The 15,354-nt window shown below is 67.0% G+C and carries 15 protein-coding genes; 5 read left to right on the top strand and 10 right to left on the bottom strand.

The features are described from left to right. Positions 1–24: 24 nt before the first annotated feature. The 4 genes from AC6LKG_RS13850 to AC6LKG_RS13835 all read right to left on the bottom strand — a co-directional run bounded on the left by AC6LKG_RS13850 (position 25) and on the right by AC6LKG_RS13835 (position 3,883). Positions 25–1,191, bottom strand: coding sequence for an acyl-CoA dehydrogenase family protein (locus AC6LKG_RS13850; RefSeq protein WP_498165166.1), 1,167 nt, complete (start codon positions 1,189–1,191; stop codon positions 25–27). Next, positions 1,191–2,423, bottom strand: coding sequence for a CaiB/BaiF CoA transferase family protein (locus tag AC6LKG_RS13845; RefSeq protein ID WP_498165165.1), 1,233 nt, complete (start codon positions 2,421–2,423; stop codon positions 1,191–1,193). The genes AC6LKG_RS13850 and AC6LKG_RS13845 overlap by 1 nt, the downstream gene beginning before the upstream one ends. Next, positions 2,420–3,391, bottom strand: coding sequence for a Bug family tripartite tricarboxylate transporter substrate binding protein (locus tag AC6LKG_RS13840; protein WP_498165163.1), 972 nt, complete (start codon positions 3,389–3,391; stop codon positions 2,420–2,422). The genes AC6LKG_RS13845 and AC6LKG_RS13840 overlap by 4 nt, the downstream gene beginning before the upstream one ends. 75 nt (positions 3,392–3,466) lie before the next feature. Further along, positions 3,467–3,883 (bottom strand): cupin domain-containing protein, encoded by a 417-nt coding sequence (locus AC6LKG_RS13835; protein WP_498165161.1) that lies wholly within the window; start codon positions 3,881–3,883, stop codon positions 3,467–3,469. Between the two features lie 164 nt (positions 3,884–4,047). Here AC6LKG_RS13835 and folC point away from each other — a divergent pair, with 164 nt between their 5' ends. The 4 genes from folC to purF all read left to right on the top strand — a co-directional run bounded on the left by folC (position 4,048) and on the right by purF (position 8,287). After that, complete coding sequence (gene folC / locus AC6LKG_RS13830) at positions 4,048–5,358, top strand: bifunctional tetrahydrofolate synthase/dihydrofolate synthase (protein ID WP_498165160.1); 1,311 nt, start codon at positions 4,048–4,050, stop codon at positions 5,356–5,358. 77 nt (positions 5,359–5,435) lie between these two features. Continuing rightward, positions 5,436–6,248: an SPOR domain-containing protein gene (locus AC6LKG_RS13825; protein ID WP_498165159.1), complete on the top strand. Its 813-nt coding sequence runs from the start codon at positions 5,436–5,438 to the stop codon at positions 6,246–6,248. Beyond that, positions 6,248–6,736 carry a CvpA family protein gene (locus tag AC6LKG_RS13820; RefSeq protein ID WP_498165158.1) on the top strand — a complete coding sequence of 163 codons (489 nt, stop codon included), beginning with the start codon at positions 6,248–6,250 and terminating at the stop codon, positions 6,734–6,736. The genes AC6LKG_RS13825 and AC6LKG_RS13820 overlap by 1 nt, the downstream gene beginning before the upstream one ends. Positions 6,737–6,766: 30 nt before the next feature. Then, on the top strand, positions 6,767–8,287 hold the full coding sequence (purF, locus tag AC6LKG_RS13815) for an amidophosphoribosyltransferase (protein WP_498165156.1): 1,521 nt from the start codon (positions 6,767–6,769) through the stop codon (positions 8,285–8,287). A gap of 58 nt (positions 8,288–8,345) precedes the next feature. Here the strand turns inward: purF and AC6LKG_RS13810 are convergent, their stop codons facing one another. The 6 genes from AC6LKG_RS13810 to AC6LKG_RS13785 form a co-directional block, all read right to left on the bottom strand. Further along, a complete protein-coding gene (locus tag AC6LKG_RS13810) occupies positions 8,346–8,846 on the bottom strand; it encodes a M48 metallopeptidase family protein (RefSeq protein ID WP_498165155.1) in 501 nt (166 codons plus the stop codon). A 94-nt stretch (positions 8,847–8,940) separates the two neighbouring features. Continuing rightward, positions 8,941–9,426 (bottom strand): disulfide bond formation protein B, encoded by a 486-nt coding sequence (locus tag AC6LKG_RS13805; RefSeq protein ID WP_498165153.1) that lies wholly within the window; start codon positions 9,424–9,426, stop codon positions 8,941–8,943. Between the two features lie 66 nt (positions 9,427–9,492). Next, the gene (locus tag AC6LKG_RS13800) at positions 9,493–10,206 is read right to left on the bottom strand and encodes a MarC family protein (RefSeq protein WP_498165152.1); all 714 of its coding nucleotides are present in this window, start codon (positions 10,204–10,206) and stop codon (positions 9,493–9,495) included. 73 nt (positions 10,207–10,279) lie between these two features. Next, the gene (locus AC6LKG_RS13795; RefSeq protein WP_498165150.1) at positions 10,280–12,886 is read right to left on the bottom strand and encodes a [protein-PII] uridylyltransferase; all 2,607 of its coding nucleotides are present in this window, start codon (positions 12,884–12,886) and stop codon (positions 10,280–10,282) included. A 19-nt stretch (positions 12,887–12,905) separates the two neighbouring features. Beyond that, on the bottom strand, positions 12,906–13,727 hold the full coding sequence (map, locus tag AC6LKG_RS13790) for a type I methionyl aminopeptidase (protein WP_269863468.1): 822 nt from the start codon (positions 13,725–13,727) through the stop codon (positions 12,906–12,908). A 426-nt stretch (positions 13,728–14,153) separates the two neighbouring features. Next, complete coding sequence (locus AC6LKG_RS13785; protein ID WP_498165149.1) at positions 14,154–14,507, bottom strand: hypothetical protein; 354 nt, start codon at positions 14,505–14,507, stop codon at positions 14,154–14,156. A 46-nt stretch (positions 14,508–14,553) separates the two neighbouring features. Here AC6LKG_RS13785 and rpsB point away from each other — a divergent pair, with 46 nt between their 5' ends. Then, the gene (gene rpsB / locus AC6LKG_RS13780) at positions 14,554–15,303 is read left to right on the top strand and encodes a 30S ribosomal protein S2 (protein WP_049074271.1); all 750 of its coding nucleotides are present in this window, start codon (positions 14,554–14,556) and stop codon (positions 15,301–15,303) included. The last annotated feature ends 51 nt before the right edge of the window (positions 15,304–15,354 follow it).

Below are 15,354 nucleotides of genomic sequence, written 5' to 3'. Positions count from 1 at the left end.
GGCCGATCCGGGCGCGACGCGGCCTCAGTACGACTTGGGCAGCCCCAGCACTTTCTCGGCGATGAAGCACATGATCAGTTGCGGGCTGACCGGCGCGATGCGGGGAATGAAGCTTTCGCGCAGCAGCCGCTCGACGTGGTATTCCTTGGCGTAGCCCATTCCGCCCAGCGTCATCACCGCCGTCTGGCAGGCGTTGTACCCGGCTTCGGCCGCCAGGTACTTGGCGGCGTTGGCGGCGGGGCCGCAGGGCTGGCCGGCGTCGTATTGGCTGGCGGCCTTGAACACCATCAGGTCGGCCGCCTCCAGTTGCATCCAGGCCTGCGCCAGCGGGTGCTGGATGCCCTGGTTCTGGCCGATGGGGCGGCCGAATACCTTGCGCTCGCCCGCGTAACGCACCGCCCGTTCGAGGGCGGCGCGGCCGATGCCGACCGCCTCGGCGGCAATCAGGATGCGTTCCGGGTTCAGGCCGTGCAGGATGTACTCGAAGCCGCGGCCTTCCTCGCCGATGCGGTCGGCGACGGGAATTCGCAGGCCGTCGATGAACAGCATGTTCGAATCCACCGCCTTGCGGCCCATCTTCTCGATCTCGCGCACCTCGACCTTGGCGCGGTCCAGGTCCGTATAGAACAGCGACAGCCCCTGGGTCGGCTTGGCGACATCCGCCAGGGGTGTGGTGCGGGCCAGCAACAGCATCTTGTCGGCCACCTGGGCGGTCGAGATCCAGATCTTGCGGCCATGCACCACGTATTCGTCGCCCTGGCGCTCGGCGCGGGTGCCGAGCTTGGTGGTATCCAGGCCGGCATCCGGCTCGGTGACGGCAAAGCAGGCTTTCTGGCGCCCCGAGATCAGGGGCGGCAGCCAGCGGGCGCGCTGCGCGTCATTGCCGAACACCACCACCGGGTTCAGGCCGAAGATGTTCATGTGCACGGCCGAGGCCCCGGTGAAACCGGCGCCCGAGGCGGCGATGGTCTGCATCATCAGCGCGGCCTCGGTCATGCCCAGGCCGGCGCCGCCGTGCTCCTGCGGCATGGCGATGCCGAGCCAGCCGTCGCGCGCCAGGTCGGCGTGCAGCGGTTCGGGGAAGCCGCCTTCGCGGTCGCGTTCCAGCCAGTATTCGTCGGGATAGCGTTCGCAGATGCGCGACACGGCGTCGCGCAAGGCCAACTGGTCGGGGGTGAATTCGAAGTCCATCAGGGGGTTCCGTCCTGGGTGATGCGATGGGTGAAGAGGGCGTCGATGGCCGTGTCGTCGTAGCCAGCCTCGGCCAGCACTTCGCGGCTGTGCTGGCCCAGGGTCGGAGCCGGGCGCCGGATGGCGGTCGGTGTGCCCTGGTAGCGGCCGAGCGGGGCGGGGGTGCGCAGGCGGCCTTCGGTGGGGTGGTCCTGCTCCTGCACGAAGCCGGTGGCCGCCAGGTGTTCGTCCCCCAGCAGGTCGTCCACCGTGTAGAGCTGCGAGGCGGGGATGTCGGCTTGCGCCAGGTCCCGCAGCCAGTCGCCGCTGGGACGGGTGCGGATCACGTCGGCGACGAAGGCGTAGACCTCGTCGATGTGCGCGGCGCGCGCGCCATGGGTATGAAAGCGCGGGTCCTGTCCCAGCTCGGGTTGGCCGATCATGGCGAAGAAGTTGCGCCAGTGCTTGTCGTTGTAGATCAGCAGGCAGATGTAGCCGTCGGCGGTGGCATAGGGACGGCGGTGCGGCGCCAGCAGCCGCGCGTAGCCGGTGGGGCCGAGCGGCGGCTCGAAGGTGGCGCCGCCCAGGTGGTCGCCCAGCACCAGGTGGGCCATGCCTTCGAACATGGGAATTTCAACCTGCTGGCCCTGGCCGCTGGCGCGCGCATGCAGCACCGCCGAGACCAGCCCGATGGCGACGTGCAGGCCGACCGCGCGGTCCGCCAGTGTCAGCGGCGCGTAGCGTGGCACATCGCCACTTTGCCGCGCCGAGAGCGCAGCGATGCCGGTCTGGCCCTGGATCAGGTCATCGTAGGCGGGGCGGCCTGCATAGGGGCCGGCCTCGCCGAAGCCGTAGGCGCCCAGGTAGACGATGCGCGGACTGCGCGCCGCCACCGCTTCGTACGACAGGCCCAGCCGGGCCATGGCCTGGGGGCGGATGTTGTAGAGCAGGGCGTCGCAGCTCTCGGCCAGGCGCAGGCAGGCCTCGCGGCCTGCCGGGGTCTTCAGGTCCAGCACCACCGAGCGCTTGTTGCGGTTCAGGTGCAGGTACAGGTGTCCCATGCCCGGATTGCGCATCGGACCGACGGCGCGCATGTTGTCACCGGCGGGCGACTCCACCTTGATGACGTCGGCGCCCAGGTCGGCCAGCACCTGGGTGGCATACGGGCCCATCACGACCGAACTGAGGTCGAGGATGCGCACGCCGGCCAGGGGGCCGGCGGCTTGCGCGGCGGTGGCGGCGGATATCGTCATTGCCGTTCGATTCCCGCATCGCGGATCAGCTTGCCCCACAGGTCACGCTGTTCGCTGACGAATTGGGCGAACGCTTCCGGCGTGCTGGAGAAAGCATCGAAGCCCAGGTCGGCCAGGCGCTTGCGTACGTCAGGTTTGGCGACCACCTGCTTGATGGCGGCGTTGAGCCTGGCCACCACCTCGGGCGGCATGCCGGCCGGGCCGAAGTAGCCGTTCCAGGAGTTCAGGTCGAAGTCCGGCACGCCCGATTCCGCCATGGAGGGCAGGTCCGGCACGATGGTGCTGCGGGCGGCGGTGGAGACCGCCAGCGCCCGCAACTGTCCCGACTGTACGAAGGGCAGGCCCGAAGCCAGGTCGGTGAACATGAAATCGACCTGACCGCCGACCACGTCGGTCAGCCCCTGCGGCGTGCCCTTGTAGGGCACGTGCAGAATGTCGATCTTGGCGCGGTTGGCCAGCGTGGCGCCGGCCACGATGCCGGTGCTGTTGCCGCTGGCGTAGGTGATGCGGCCCGGATGCTGGCGGGCGTCGGCGATCAGCTCGGCCACCGTTTTCCAGGGACGCTTGGGATTGACCACCAGGATGAACGGCAGGTTGCCGCCGCGCGCGATCGGCGTGAAGTCCTTGACCGGGTCATAGGGGACATTTTTCATCAGCCACGGGGCGGCCGAATGCGAGGTGTTGGTGGTTACGAACAGCGTATAGCCGTCCGGCTTGGCGCGCGCCACGTAGTTGGCGGCGATGGTGGCGTTGGCGCCGGGCTTGTTCTCGACCACGATCTGCTGCCCCAGGATGGTCGATAGTTCGGCGCCGAAGATGCGGCCAACCGCGTCGGTGCCCGATCCGGCCGGAAAGGGCACGATCAGCGTGATGGGCTTGTTCGGATAGTCCGTGGCGTGGGCCAGGGGCAGGGTCAGCAGGGCCGCGCCGCCGACCACGGCGGCGCGCAACAGGCGCGATAGTTGCATGGTTTGTCTCCAGATGGTGGGAAACCGGACGCGGCTCTGCGGCCACTGCCCGGGAATGCCGGGGGAGCCGGCGCCTCAGGCGCCGGCCTTGGACGCCGGGAAACCGCGGATGACGCGGTCGGGCGATTCTTCGTAAGGCGGGGTGTAGATCACCAGCAAGCGCGCCGGCTCGTCGCTGGTGACGGTGAATACATGGGGAATGTCGGGCGGGAAGTAGCAGCAATCACCTGGCCCCATGTCGGCCCATTCGTCCTGGACCTGGGCGCGGGCGGTGCCGGACAACAGGTAACAGACCTGCTCGATGCCCGGATGGGCGTGCGGTAACGCCCCCTTGCCCTTGTCGATCACCCCCAGCAGCACTTCCACGCCGCGGGCGCCGACGGTATCCGGGCCGATCAGGCGGCGGTTCAGGGTGCCGGTGTGGTTGGCCGGGTGGTAGCCAGGCACATCGGCTTCGCGGACCAGCCAGGCCGGGGTGCGTTGCGGTGTCATGTCTCTTCCTTATTCAATTCTCATATGTGAATTCATTTTTACGTATGAAAAAAACATCGGCAAGCGGTTTTTCCCGGATATCCCTTGCCGCGCCCCGGGGGATTAGGGAAAACACCGGGCGTGCGCTGCTAAAATCCCGGGTTGTTCACCTTTTCGATCCCGCCATGCCTTCTGCCCTCAAGCCCGCCGCCGGTGCCTCCCTGTCCGATTGGCTGCAGTACCTGGAATCCCTCCACGCCACCGCGATCGACATGGGCCTGGAGCGTGTGCGGGACGTGGCGGCGCGCATGGACTTGGCCTTGCCCGGCGTGAAGTTCGTGGTCGGCGGCACCAACGGCAAGGGGTCGACCTGCGCCATGCTCGAAGCCATCCTGCTGGCGGCGGGCTACAAGGTGGGCCTGTACACCTCGCCGCACCTCATCGATTTCAACGAGCGCGCCCGTGTCAACGGCCAGATCGCCTCGGACGAGACGTTGATCGAGCAGTTCATCGCCGTCGAGGCGGCGCGCGGCGAGACCTCCCTGACGTATTTCGAGTTCACCACCCTGGCGATCCTGCGCCTGTTCGCGCAGTCGAGGCTGGACGCGGTGGTGCTGGAAGTGGGCCTCGGTGGGCGCCTGGATGCGGTCAACATCGTCGATGCCGACTGTGCCATCGTCACCAGCGTCGACCTGGACCACATCGACTACCTGGGCGACACGCGCGAGAAGATCGGCTTCGAGAAAGCCCATATCTACCGCGCTGGCCGACCGGCCGTGTGCGCCGATCCGGTGCCGCCGCAATCGTTGCTCGATTACGTCGGGCAGATCGGCGCCGATCTGTGGCTGTTCGGGCGCGACTACAACTATTCGGGCGATCGCCAGCAATGGGCCTACGGCGGGCGCGAGCAGCGCCGCAGCGCGCTGGCCTATCCGGCGCTGCGCGGCGCCAACCAGCTATTGAACGCCTCGGCCGCGCTGGCCGCGCTGGAATCGGTGCGTGACCGCCTGCCGGTGCCGCAGCAGGCGGTGCGCCAGGGCCTGTTGCAGGCCTCGCTGCCGGGCCGGTTCCAGATACTGCCGGGCCAGCCGACGGTGATCCTGGACGTTGCCCACAACCCGCACGCCGCCGCGGTGCTGGCCCAGAATCTGGACAACATGGGCTTCCATCCCTATACCTATGCGGTATTCGGCATGCTCAACGACAAGGACCTGGCCGGCGTGCTGGCCAAGCTTGGCAGTCGCGTCGATCACTGGTTCTGCGCCGGGCTGCCGGGGCCGCGCGGCGGCAGCGGCGAGCGCCTGGCCGAGCGGGTGGCCGCCGCGCTGCCGGCGGCGGCTGCCGGGGCCGAGGCGCCTGGCGTTTCGGCCTGCGCGGATCCCGCCCAGGCCTTTGCCGAAGCGCGCGAACGGGCAGGGGAGAATGATAGAATCGTGGTGTTCGGATCATTTCTCACCGTGGCCTCGGTTTTGCAGTCGCTGGGTCGCAAGGCATAGGCAAACGCGGCCCAAGCCAAACCGGGTGTAGCGTCGTGGCGGTCCGCCGCCATACCTGCCGCAAGGAATTCTCTCCCATGGGTTTTTTCAAACGCAAAGATCCCGCCGACCAGGCGCAGCCCTCCAAGCGAGCGGCGGTGCCCAGCGAGGTCCAGGCGGCGGAATTGCGCGGGCGCGCCCGGCGCCGGCTGGCCGGTGCGATCGCGCTGGTGCTGGCCGCTGTCATCATCCTGCCCATGGTGCTGGATTCCCAGCCGGTGCCGGTCGCCGACAACATTCCCATCAAGGTGCCGGAGCGCAACACGCCCTTCCAGCCGCAAGTGAGCGAACCGCAAGTCGCCGTGCCGGCGGCCTCCGGCAGCGCGCCCGCCGAGCCTTCGGCCGCCGCGACGCCGCCGTCCTCGCCGTCGCAGACGACCGCCCCGCCCGCCACGGCCACGCCGCCCGCCACGACTGCGCCGGCTGCGACGCCGCCGCAGGTCGCCGCCACCACGGCGCCGCGCGCCCAACCGCCCAAGCCCGAACCCAAGCCGGAGCCCAAGCCCGAACCCAAGCCGGCCGCTCCCAAGCCCGAGCAACGCTCGGACGATGGCGCACGCGCCCTGGCCCTGCTCGAGGGCCGTGCCGCGCCGGCGTCCAAGCCGCAGGCCACCAAGGGCAACTTCGTGCTGCAGATCGCCGCCTACACCACGTCCGAGGACGCCCAGTCGCGCCGCGACAAGCTGCACCAGGCCGGTGTCACCAACGCATTCGTCGAGCAGGCTTCCATCGGAGGCAAACAGCAGTACCGTCTGCGGGTGGGGCCGTTCCCCTCGCGCGAGGCGGCGCAGGCGGCCCAGGCGCGGTTGCGCACCCTGGGCTATGACAACGGTTTCATCGCCGCCCAATAGTGACCGGCTTCGACTTCGTCGTGCTGGCCATCCTGGTGGTATCGGGTGTGCTGGGCCTGGTGCGCGGCCTGCTCAAGGAAGTGCTGTCGCTGGTCGCGTATCTGCTGGCCTTCGTGGCCGCGATCTGGTGGGGCCCCACGGTCTATACCTGGCTGGAGCCCTATATCGAGACGACGCTGCTGCGCATGGGTGTCTCGTACGCGGTGGTTTTCATTATCGTGCTGCTCGGCGTGGGATTGGTCAACATGACGCTTGCCGCCTTGATTCGCAGTACCGGGCTGAGTCCGGCCGATCACGGCCTGGGGGGCATGTTCGGGCTGGCCCGGGGGCTGGTGATCGTGCTGGCGCTGGTCGCCGCCGCCGGCTACACGCCGCTGCCGCAGGAGCCGTGGTGGCAGGACGCCATGTTTTCGCATTCGGCCATCGAGGCCATCAAACATATCAAGACGTGGCTGCCGCCGTCCCTGGCGACATGGCTGCCGTATTGATTAGCTTCACATCAACCAGGAAATCTCACCATGTGTGGAATCGTAGGGGTCATCGGGCGCGGGCCGGTCAACCAGCTGCTCTATGACAGCTTGCTGCTGTTGCAGCATCGCGGGCAGGACGCCGCGGGCATCGCGACGTCGCAAGGCAACCAGTTCAATATGTACAAGGCGCACGGCCTGGTGCGCGACGTATTCCGCACGCGCAACATGCGTGCCCTGCCGGGCACCTCGGGCGTGGGCCAGGTGCGCTATCCCACCGCCGGCTCCAGCGCCAGCGAGGAAGAGGCCCAGCCGTTCTACGTCAACGCCCCGTTCGGCATCATGTTCGCCCACAACGGCAACCTGACCAACTGGCGCGAGCTGCGTGAATCGCTCTACCGCGTCGACCGCCGCCACATCAACACCAATTCCGACTCGGAAGTGCTGCTGAACGTGCTGGCCCACGAGCTGCAATCGGCCGCCAGCGGCGTCTCGCTCGATGACGACGCCATGTTCCGCGCGGTTGCCGCCGTGCACAAGCGCGTGCGCGGCGCCTACGCCGTGGTGGCGCAGATTTCCGGCTACGGCCTGCTGGCGTTCCGCGATCCCAACGGCATCCGTCCGCTGTGCATCGGCCGCCAGGAAACCGACGAAGGCGTGGAATGGATGGTGGCCTCGGAGTCCGTAGCCCTGGAAGGCAGCGGCTTTGCCTTCGTGCGCGACGTCGAGCCGGGCGAAGCGGTGTTCGTCGACCTGGACGGCCGTTTCGTCAGCCGCCAGTGCGCCGACAATCCGCAGCTGGTGCCCTGCATCTTCGAATACGTCTACTTCGCCCGCCCGGATTCGCTGATCGATGGCGTATCGGTGTACGACGCCCGCCTGCGCATGGGTGAATACCTGGCCGACAAGGTCGCGCGCAACATGCGCCTGGGCGACATCGATGTGGTCATGCCGATTCCCGATTCCTCGCGTCCGGCCGCCATGCAGCTGGCCGCCCGCCTGAACCTGGACTACCGCGAAGGCCTGATCAAGAACCGCTATGTCGGCCGCACCTTCATCATGCCCGGCCAGGCCGTGCGCCGTAAGTCCGTGCGCCAGAAGCTCAACGCCATCGGCATGGAATTCAAGGGCAAGAACGTGCTGCTGGTGGACGACTCCATCGTGCGCGGCACCACCAGCCGCGAGATCGTCGACATGGCGCGCGCCGCCGGCGCCAACAAGGTGTACTTTGCCTCGGCCGCGCCTCCGGTGCGCTTCCCCAACGTCTACGGCATCGACATGCCGACGCAGAGCGAACTGATCGCCACCGGCCGCAGCGACGAGGAAATCGCCCGTGCCATCGGCGCCGACAGCCTGGTCTACCAGGACCTGCAGGACATGCAGCAGGCCGTGCGCGACCTCAATCCGAAGCTGTCGCGCTTCGAGGCATCCTGCTTCGACGGCGAATACATCACCGGCGACATTACCGCGGAATACCTGGCGCGCCTGGGCCAGTCGCGCGGCGAGTCGGGCGATGGCGAAGGCGCCAGCGGCCTGCAGTTCAACATGGGTTATGCGGCCAACGACGCCTGACATTGGCGCGTGCCCCATGAAAAACCGCTCCCTCGGGAGCGGTTTTTTTTGGCCGCCGTCACCACAGGCTGTCGCCGCTGGCTTCCAGATGGGTCAGGTACAACCGCAGGTCGAATTCGTATTGGTGGTATTGCGGCTCCATCAACCGGCACAGGTTGTAGAAGGCCTTGTTGTGGTCCTTTTCCTTCAGGTGCGCCAGCTCGTGCACCGTGATCATCTTCAGGAATTCCTCCGGCACCGTCTTGAACAGCGTGGCCACGCGGATCTCGTGCTTGGCCTTGAGCTTGCCGCCCTGGACCCGCGAGATAAAGGTGTGCTGGCCCAGCGCATGCTGGATCACGTGGATCTTGCTGTCGAAGGCGATCTTGCTGAGCGGCGCGCCGTTGCGGATGTAGGTGTTCTTCAGGTCCACCACATAGTCGTACAGCGCTTTGTCGGTGCGCACGCCGTGCGCACCGGCGGGGTAGCGGGCGCGCAGCGCGGGCCCGAGCTTCCCTTGGTCCAACAGGGAGCGGGCCTGCGCCAGCAGCGGTTCCGGATAGCCGGTCAGGTATTTCACGATGTCAGAACGGAATGTCGGCCGTTACGCGCAAGCGCGACCGCTTGTCGGTTCGCGCGTGGCGCCAGGCCGTTTGGCCTGTAGGTAGGGGGGCTCAGGCGCCACGGCCGCGGCCGAACGCCGCGGGCAATGCCATGAACAGCAGGATCACGAACAGCGCCAGGCTCCACAGGGCGTACTCGATGCCCAGCACCGGCACCACCGCGTCCATGCAGGTGGCATAGATGCCGAACAGCCAGGGCACGCCGCCGTCCAGGCCGATGCCGGTCATGAAGCGATCGGCGAAAGTCTGGTCGCAGGACAGCATCTTGGCGGCCACGGTGTATTGGTACCAGGCGGCGGCGATGCCGCTGATCGACAGCAGGCCGGCCAGGCCGGCGCAGATGCGCGTCAGTACGCGGCCACCGCCGAAACCGCCGACCAGGGCGATGGCGCCGATCACCAGGTAGATCAGGCGCTGCAGCACGCACCAGGCGCATGGCGGCATGTCGAAGACGTATTGGGAAACCAGCGCGATGCCGACGGCACCGAAGCAGAAGAGGGCGATCAGGCGGAGCAGGCGTTCTGAACGAGAAGTCATGGTTGTTGCAGGATGTGGGTTCGGCGGGAGGGGCTCCCGCGGGATGGTCGGCGCGGCCGCCAGGCGTTAGGCCTTGGGAATCGGAATTGGTTGCATGACCTGCTGCAGGACTCCCAGCAGCAGTTCGCGCGAGCCTTCCCAGAAGATCTGCACGCCCAGGCACAGCATGATGAAGGCCGACATGCGCATGAACACGGCGGTGCCATTATCGCCCAGCCGGTGCAGCATCTGCGCGGCAAAGCGCAGGCAGATGTACAAAGTCAGCGAAACGACCAAGATGCCGGGGATCGAGCCGCCCAGCCGCAGCAGGCTCAGCACGTGGTTCTGGTCGCGCAGCGACACGCCCACGGTGATGGCCGCGGCGATCGAGCCGGGGCCGCAACTGATGGGGAAGGTCAACGGATAGAAGGCCCGGCTCCTGGCCATCTCGGGGGTGAACGATTCGGCCATGCGGGCGACCCGCTCGGTGTCGGCGTCGGGCGAATTGACCAGGCGCCAGGCGCTGGCGATGACCAGCATGCCGCCGCCCACCCGCACGATCGACAGCGAGATGCCGAAGAAGCTCAGCAGTACGTTGCCCGCCACCATCGCCACGATCAGCATCAGTCCGACATTGATGGCGACGCGCTTGGCCAGCACCGTGCGGGTCGACGACGAGGCGCCTTCGGTGAGCGACAGGAAGATGGGGGCGATGGCCGGTGGGTTCAGGAACGGCAGCAACGTGGCCAGCGCGAAGAAGAAGCTGGTCCCCAGCACCCGCAAGTATTCGTTTAGCTCCATCGCACGGTATCGCCAAGCCGAAAACCCGGATTGTATGCGGTTGGCCGCGCCCTGGCGATGGCGCGGCGAGCGATCAGGCGGCCTGTTGCCGGGCTTCGTCGCCGGCCAGCGCGTCCAGGATGTCGCGCTCGAATTGCATCTGGCTGCGGGGGCGCGCCAGCGCCGCGCCGTCGACGATGAACACGTCTTCCACCCGGTCGCCCAGCGTCATGATCTTGGCCATCAGCAGGTTCACCTCGTGCTGGGCGAAGACCCGCGCCAGCGCGTGCAGCAGGCCGGGGCGATCGGTCGCGGTGACCGACAGGCGCCACGAGGTGCTGCGTTCGTCGGGCTGCAATTCCGCCTGCGGCATGATCGGAAACACGCGCGACATGCGCGACTGGCGCCCGCGGCCGTAATAGCCGCCGCGGCTGGGCTGCACCTGGGCCGCGGCCTTGGCGTCCTTCAGGCGCTCGGCCAGTTCGTGTTCGACCAGCGTGGCCTGGGCGCGCAGGTCGCTGGCGCCTTCGGGCAACAGCACGATGAAGCTGTCCAGCGCCCAGCCATGGCGGGTGGTGTGGATGCGGGCGTCCTGCACCGACAGGGACTTGGCGTCGAAATACCCGCAGATCGCCACGAACAGGTCGGGCGCGTCGCGGGTGTACACCATGATCTGCAGGCCCTCGCCCTGCTCGGTGGGGCGAGCGCGCACCACCGCGTGGTCCGGCGCCACCTGGTGGTACAGATGGCGCGTATGCCAGGCGATGTCGGAGGCGTCGTGGCGCAGGAAATACGCCACGTCGAGCTGATTCCAGAAGGCCTCGCGGGCGTCGTCGCGCAGGCCGGCCAGGCGCGTCAGGCGCGCGGCCTCTTCCTTGCGTTCGGTCAGCACCGTGTGGGCGTCGGCATGGGCGCCGCCCAGCGCGGCCAGGGTCAGCTTGTACAGGTCCTCGAGCAGCTTGCCCTTCCAGGCGTTCCAGACCTTGGGGCTGGTGCCGCGGATATCGGCCACCGTCAGCAGGTAGAGCGCCGTCAGGTGGCGTTCGTCCTTGACCGTGGCGGCGAACTCCTGGATCACGGCGGGGTCGGACAGGTCGCGCTTTTGCGCCACGGCCGACATCAGCAGGTGCTGGCGCACCAGGAATTCGACCAGCCTGGCGTCCTCGGGCTCCATGCCGTGATCGTGGGCGAACTTGCGCACCTCGCGCGCGCCCAGTTCGGAGTGGTCGCCGCCGCGCCCCTTGGCGATGTCATGGAACAGCGCCGCCACGTACAACAGCCAATGGCGGTCCAGGCCGGCGATCAGCTGGCTGGCCAGCGGGTATTCCTGGGCGTGCTCCGGCATGGTGAAGCGGCGCAGATTGCGCACCACCGCCAGCGTGTGCTGGTCCACCGTGTAGGCATGGAACAGGTCGTGCTGCATCTGGCCGACGATGCGGCGGAACACCGGCAGGTAGCGCGGCAGGATGTTCAGCATGGTCATGCGGCGCAGTTCATGCACGATGCCGCGCGGCTGCTGCAGGATCTGCAGGAACAGCTTGCGGTTGACCGGATTGCGGCGGAACTGCGCGTCGATGCGGTGGCGCGAATGCCAGATGGCGCGCAGCGTGCGCGCCGACATGCCGGTCAGCTCGGGGTGCTGCTGCATCACCAGGAAGGCGCGCAGCAGCAGCGTGGGATTGCGCTCGAAACCATCGTCGCGAATGATATCGAGGCGGTCGCGCAGGTTGCGGAAATCGTCGTCGATGTCGCGCGCGTCGCTGTCCGGGCGCGGGAACAGTCGTTCCTCGATGTTCTGCACCAGGATGCCGTTGAGCTGCGTCACCAGGCGCGCGGCCCAGTAGTAGCGCTGCATCAGCAGCTCGCTGCCGCGGCGCGTGGCGGTGGCGTGGATGCCGTAGACCTCGGCCAGGGCCGGTTGCAGGTCGAACAGCACGCGGTCCTCGCGCCGGTTGGCGAGCAGGTGCAATTCGATGCGCAGGCGTTTGAAAGCCTGCTCCGCCTTGCGCAGGTCGCGCGCCTCGGACGGTGTCAACAGGCCGGCCTGCGCCACCGCGCGCCAGTTTTCGCCAAAACCGGCCGCGCGCGCCATCCACAGGATCACCTGCAGGTCGCGCAGGCCGCCGGGCGATTCCTTGCAGTTCGGTTCGAGCGCGTAGGGCGTGTCCTGGTAGCGCGCGTGGCGCTGCTGCATCTCGACGCGCTTGGCGCGAAAGAACGCGCGCGCATCCAGTCGCGACTGGGTGGCGGCTTCGAACTTCTTCATCAGCGCGCGGCTGCCCGCCAGCCAGCGCGATTCGAGCAGCGCGGTCTCGACCGTGATGTCGGCGTCGGCCTCGCGCTCGCAGTCCTCGATGGTGCGCACGCTGTGGCCGGGTTCCAGGCCCAGGTCCCAGAGCGCGGCGACCAGGCGCTCGATGGCGGACTCGTCTTCGGCGGTGGGCACGTGCGGCAGCAGGATCAGCAGGTCGACATCCGAATGCGGGTACAGCTCGCCGCGGCCGTAGCCGCCGACCGCCGCCAGCGTGGCGCCGGCCGGCAGGGGGGTGTGCTTGACCAGGTCGCGCAGCGCCGCGTCGACGATGCGGCGCAGGTCGCCCAGCAGCGTGTCGGGGCGTTCGTGTTCGCGGAACTGGGCCACCGCGGTGCGCCGGGATTCCTGGATGCGTTCGCGCAGGGTACTGAGGATATCGGCGGTCATGGTGGCGGACGGGCCGGGGTCAGACGGCGGGAATGACGATCGGTTCGGTGATGAAGGCGGGCGGCTTGGGCATGCCGGGCGATAGTGTCAGGACCTCGTAGCCGGTGTCGGTGACGCAGACAGCATGCTCCCATTGCGCCGACAGGCTGTGGTCGCGCGTCACGACCGTCCAGCCGTCGGACAACTGGCGGATCTCGCGGCGGCCGGCGTTGATCATCGGTTCGATGGTGAACAGCATGCCCGTCACCAATTTCACCCCGGTGCCCGGCTTGCCATAATGCAGCACTTGCGGGTCTTCGTGGAAGCGCTGGCCGATGCCGTGGCCGCAGAACTCGCGCACTACCGAGAAGCCGTTGGCCTCGGCATGCTTCTGGATGGCATTGCCGACGTCACCCAATGTGGCCCCGTTTTTTACCTGCTGGATGCCTTTCCACATGCATTCGAAGGTGATGTCGGTCAGGCGGCGCGATAGGATCGACTGTTCGCCCACGGCGTACATGCGGCTGGTGTCGCCGAACCAGCCGTCCTTGATGATGGTGACGTCGATGTTGAGGGAGTCCCCGTTTTTCAGGGCCTTGTCGCCGGGGATGCCGTGGCACACCTGGTGGTTGACCGAGGTGCAGATGGCGCCCGGGAAGGGCGGATAGCCGGGCGGGGCGTAGCCGACGGTGGCGGATTTCACCTTGAGCTCGTCGGTCAGGTATTCCAGGCAGAGGCGGTCCAGTTCCCCGGTGGTGACGCCAGGCTTGACGTAGGGGGTGATGAAATCGAGGACTTTGGCGGCGTCCTGGCAGGCCGCGCGCATCTTGGCCAGGTCGGCCGGATTGGTAATGGTGCCCATGGAATGACTGACGAATCTCGCTTGAATGTCTGCTTGAAAGAATAGTAGAATTATAGGCTTCCCTAAAATTTTGGGGAGCAATCTGGGTAGCGGCAAGCGCCGATCCCGGCGGGTGGGGATGGAATCATCCTGGCCACCCGGTTGGTTGTTCGACCCTGCGTGTCGGGTCGCACCGCATCTTGTGAGATCGGTGGCGGGTTCTGGAGTTTCATCGCAAGCGAAGGTTGTGGTGGGAATTCGGGCTGGTCGCCAGGTTCCGGGAGGCGGGGCGGCGCGGCAGGTGGGCGAGGGCGGCGGGCCGGGAAGGTTGGGGCGTGTACATCTTCCAGGCCGGGGCGCTGCGTGCTCGCAAGCCCGGTCATGTTTTCGAGCAGCGATGCAGGTTCAGGGTGGCTGCCGGCTTAAGTTCTTGGAAAGCCCGGTTTTTTAAAAAACCTGGCTTTCCTGAAGAAATGCCCCCGGCGACTGATGCGCGCGATGGTTGCGAAACCAGGGCGCGAGAGAGCTGGATTTCGCTGCCAACAAAACAGGTCCGGGTGCGCTGGAAGAAACTGCCAGGGATTTCCTGGCGGGTCGGACGGCGCGATGCGTGCGGGCGGGGCAAGGCGCCTTGTCGTGGCGGCCGTCTGGGTTTATCGCGGCAGCGTAGCAGCAGGCGCCAAGGGCATCGCCCGGCAGCGTCGGAGTATTGCGGCAGTGATCGGCCGGCCCGGTTAAAATCGTTATCCATCCCGCATTGTGCGGGAAATCGCGCGCAACACCACCCAGGGTGTCAGCCACAGGCTGATGCAGGTGCGGCGCAAGAAATCAACCCTTGGAGAAAGTTATGTCTTTGATGCGCGAAATGCTGGAAGCGGGTGTCCACTTTGGTCACCAGACCCGCTACTGGAACCCCAAGATGGCCCCCTTCATCTTCGGCCATCGCAACAAGATTCACATCATCAACCTGGAAAAGACGGTTGATAAGTACCAGGAAGCCACCAAGTTCGTGAAGCAGCTGGCTGCCCGCGGTGGCAACATCCTGTTCGTCGGCACCAAGCGCGCCGCCCGCGAGCTGGTCGCCGCCGAAGCCGCCCGTTGCGGCATGCCCTACGTCGATGCCCGCTGGCTCGGCGGCATGCTGACCAACTTCAAGACGGTCAAGACCTCGGTCAAGCGCCTGAAGGACATGGAAGCCGTGGTCGCCGAAGGCGGCGCCGAGCGCATGATCAAGAAGGAAGGCCTGCTGTTCCAGCGCGAACTGGAAAAGCTGAACAAGTCGATCGGCGGCATCAAGGACATGAACGGTCTGCCCGATGCCATGTTCGTGATCGACGTCGGCTACCACAAGATCGCCATCGCCGAAGCCAAGACCCTGGGCATCCCCGTGGTTGCCGTGGTTGACACCAACCACTCGCCCGAAGGCATCGACTACGTGATCCCCGGCAACGACGACTCGGCCAAGGCCATCGCGCTGTACGCCAAGGGCATCGCCGACGCCGTGCTGGAAGGCCGCGAGCAGAACCTGAACGGTCTGGTCGAGGAAATCGGCGAAGGCCAGGAAGAGTTCGTCGAAGTGCAGGACAACCAGGCCTAAGCCTGCTGTCATGTCCGGCGGTTAGTGTCTGGGGGCGGTCGCGGAATGCGG

The organism is Achromobacter sp. 46006, from assembly GCF_059761975.1.
Note: the sequence above shows the minus strand (reverse complement) of the source record. Positions and strands in the feature narration are given on the sequence as shown.

Bases quoted from the DNA above. Each gene is read 5' to 3' on its own strand.
- AC6LKG_RS13850 (WP_498165166.1), bottom strand. From the start codon at position 1,191: ATGGACTTCGAATTCACCCCCGACCAGTTGGCCTTGCGCGACGCCGTG.
- AC6LKG_RS13845 (WP_498165165.1), bottom strand. From the start codon at position 2,423: ATGACGATATCCGCCGCCACCGCCGCGCAAGCCGCCGGCCCCCTGGCC.
- AC6LKG_RS13840 (WP_498165163.1), bottom strand. From the start codon at position 3,391: ATGCAACTATCGCGCCTGTTGCGCGCCGCCGTGGTCGGCGGCGCGGCC.
- AC6LKG_RS13835 (WP_498165161.1), bottom strand. From the start codon at position 3,883: ATGACACCGCAACGCACCCCGGCCTGGCTGGTCCGCGAAGCCGATGTG.
- folC (WP_498165160.1), top strand. From the start codon at position 4,048: ATGCCTTCTGCCCTCAAGCCCGCCGCCGGTGCCTCCCTGTCCGATTGG.
- AC6LKG_RS13825 (WP_498165159.1), top strand. From the start codon at position 5,436: ATGGGTTTTTTCAAACGCAAAGATCCCGCCGACCAGGCGCAGCCCTCC.
- purF (WP_498165156.1), top strand. From the start codon at position 6,767: ATGTGTGGAATCGTAGGGGTCATCGGGCGCGGGCCGGTCAACCAGCTG.
- AC6LKG_RS13805 (WP_498165153.1), bottom strand. From the start codon at position 9,426: ATGACTTCTCGTTCAGAACGCCTGCTCCGCCTGATCGCCCTCTTCTGC.
- AC6LKG_RS13800 (WP_498165152.1), bottom strand. From the start codon at position 10,206: ATGGAGCTAAACGAATACTTGCGGGTGCTGGGGACCAGCTTCTTCTTC.
- AC6LKG_RS13795 (WP_498165150.1), bottom strand. From the start codon at position 12,886: ATGACCGCCGATATCCTCAGTACCCTGCGCGAACGCATCCAGGAATCC.
- map (WP_269863468.1), bottom strand. From the start codon at position 13,727: ATGGGCACCATTACCAATCCGGCCGACCTGGCCAAGATGCGCGCGGCC.
- rpsB (WP_049074271.1), top strand. From the start codon at position 14,554: ATGTCTTTGATGCGCGAAATGCTGGAAGCGGGTGTCCACTTTGGTCAC.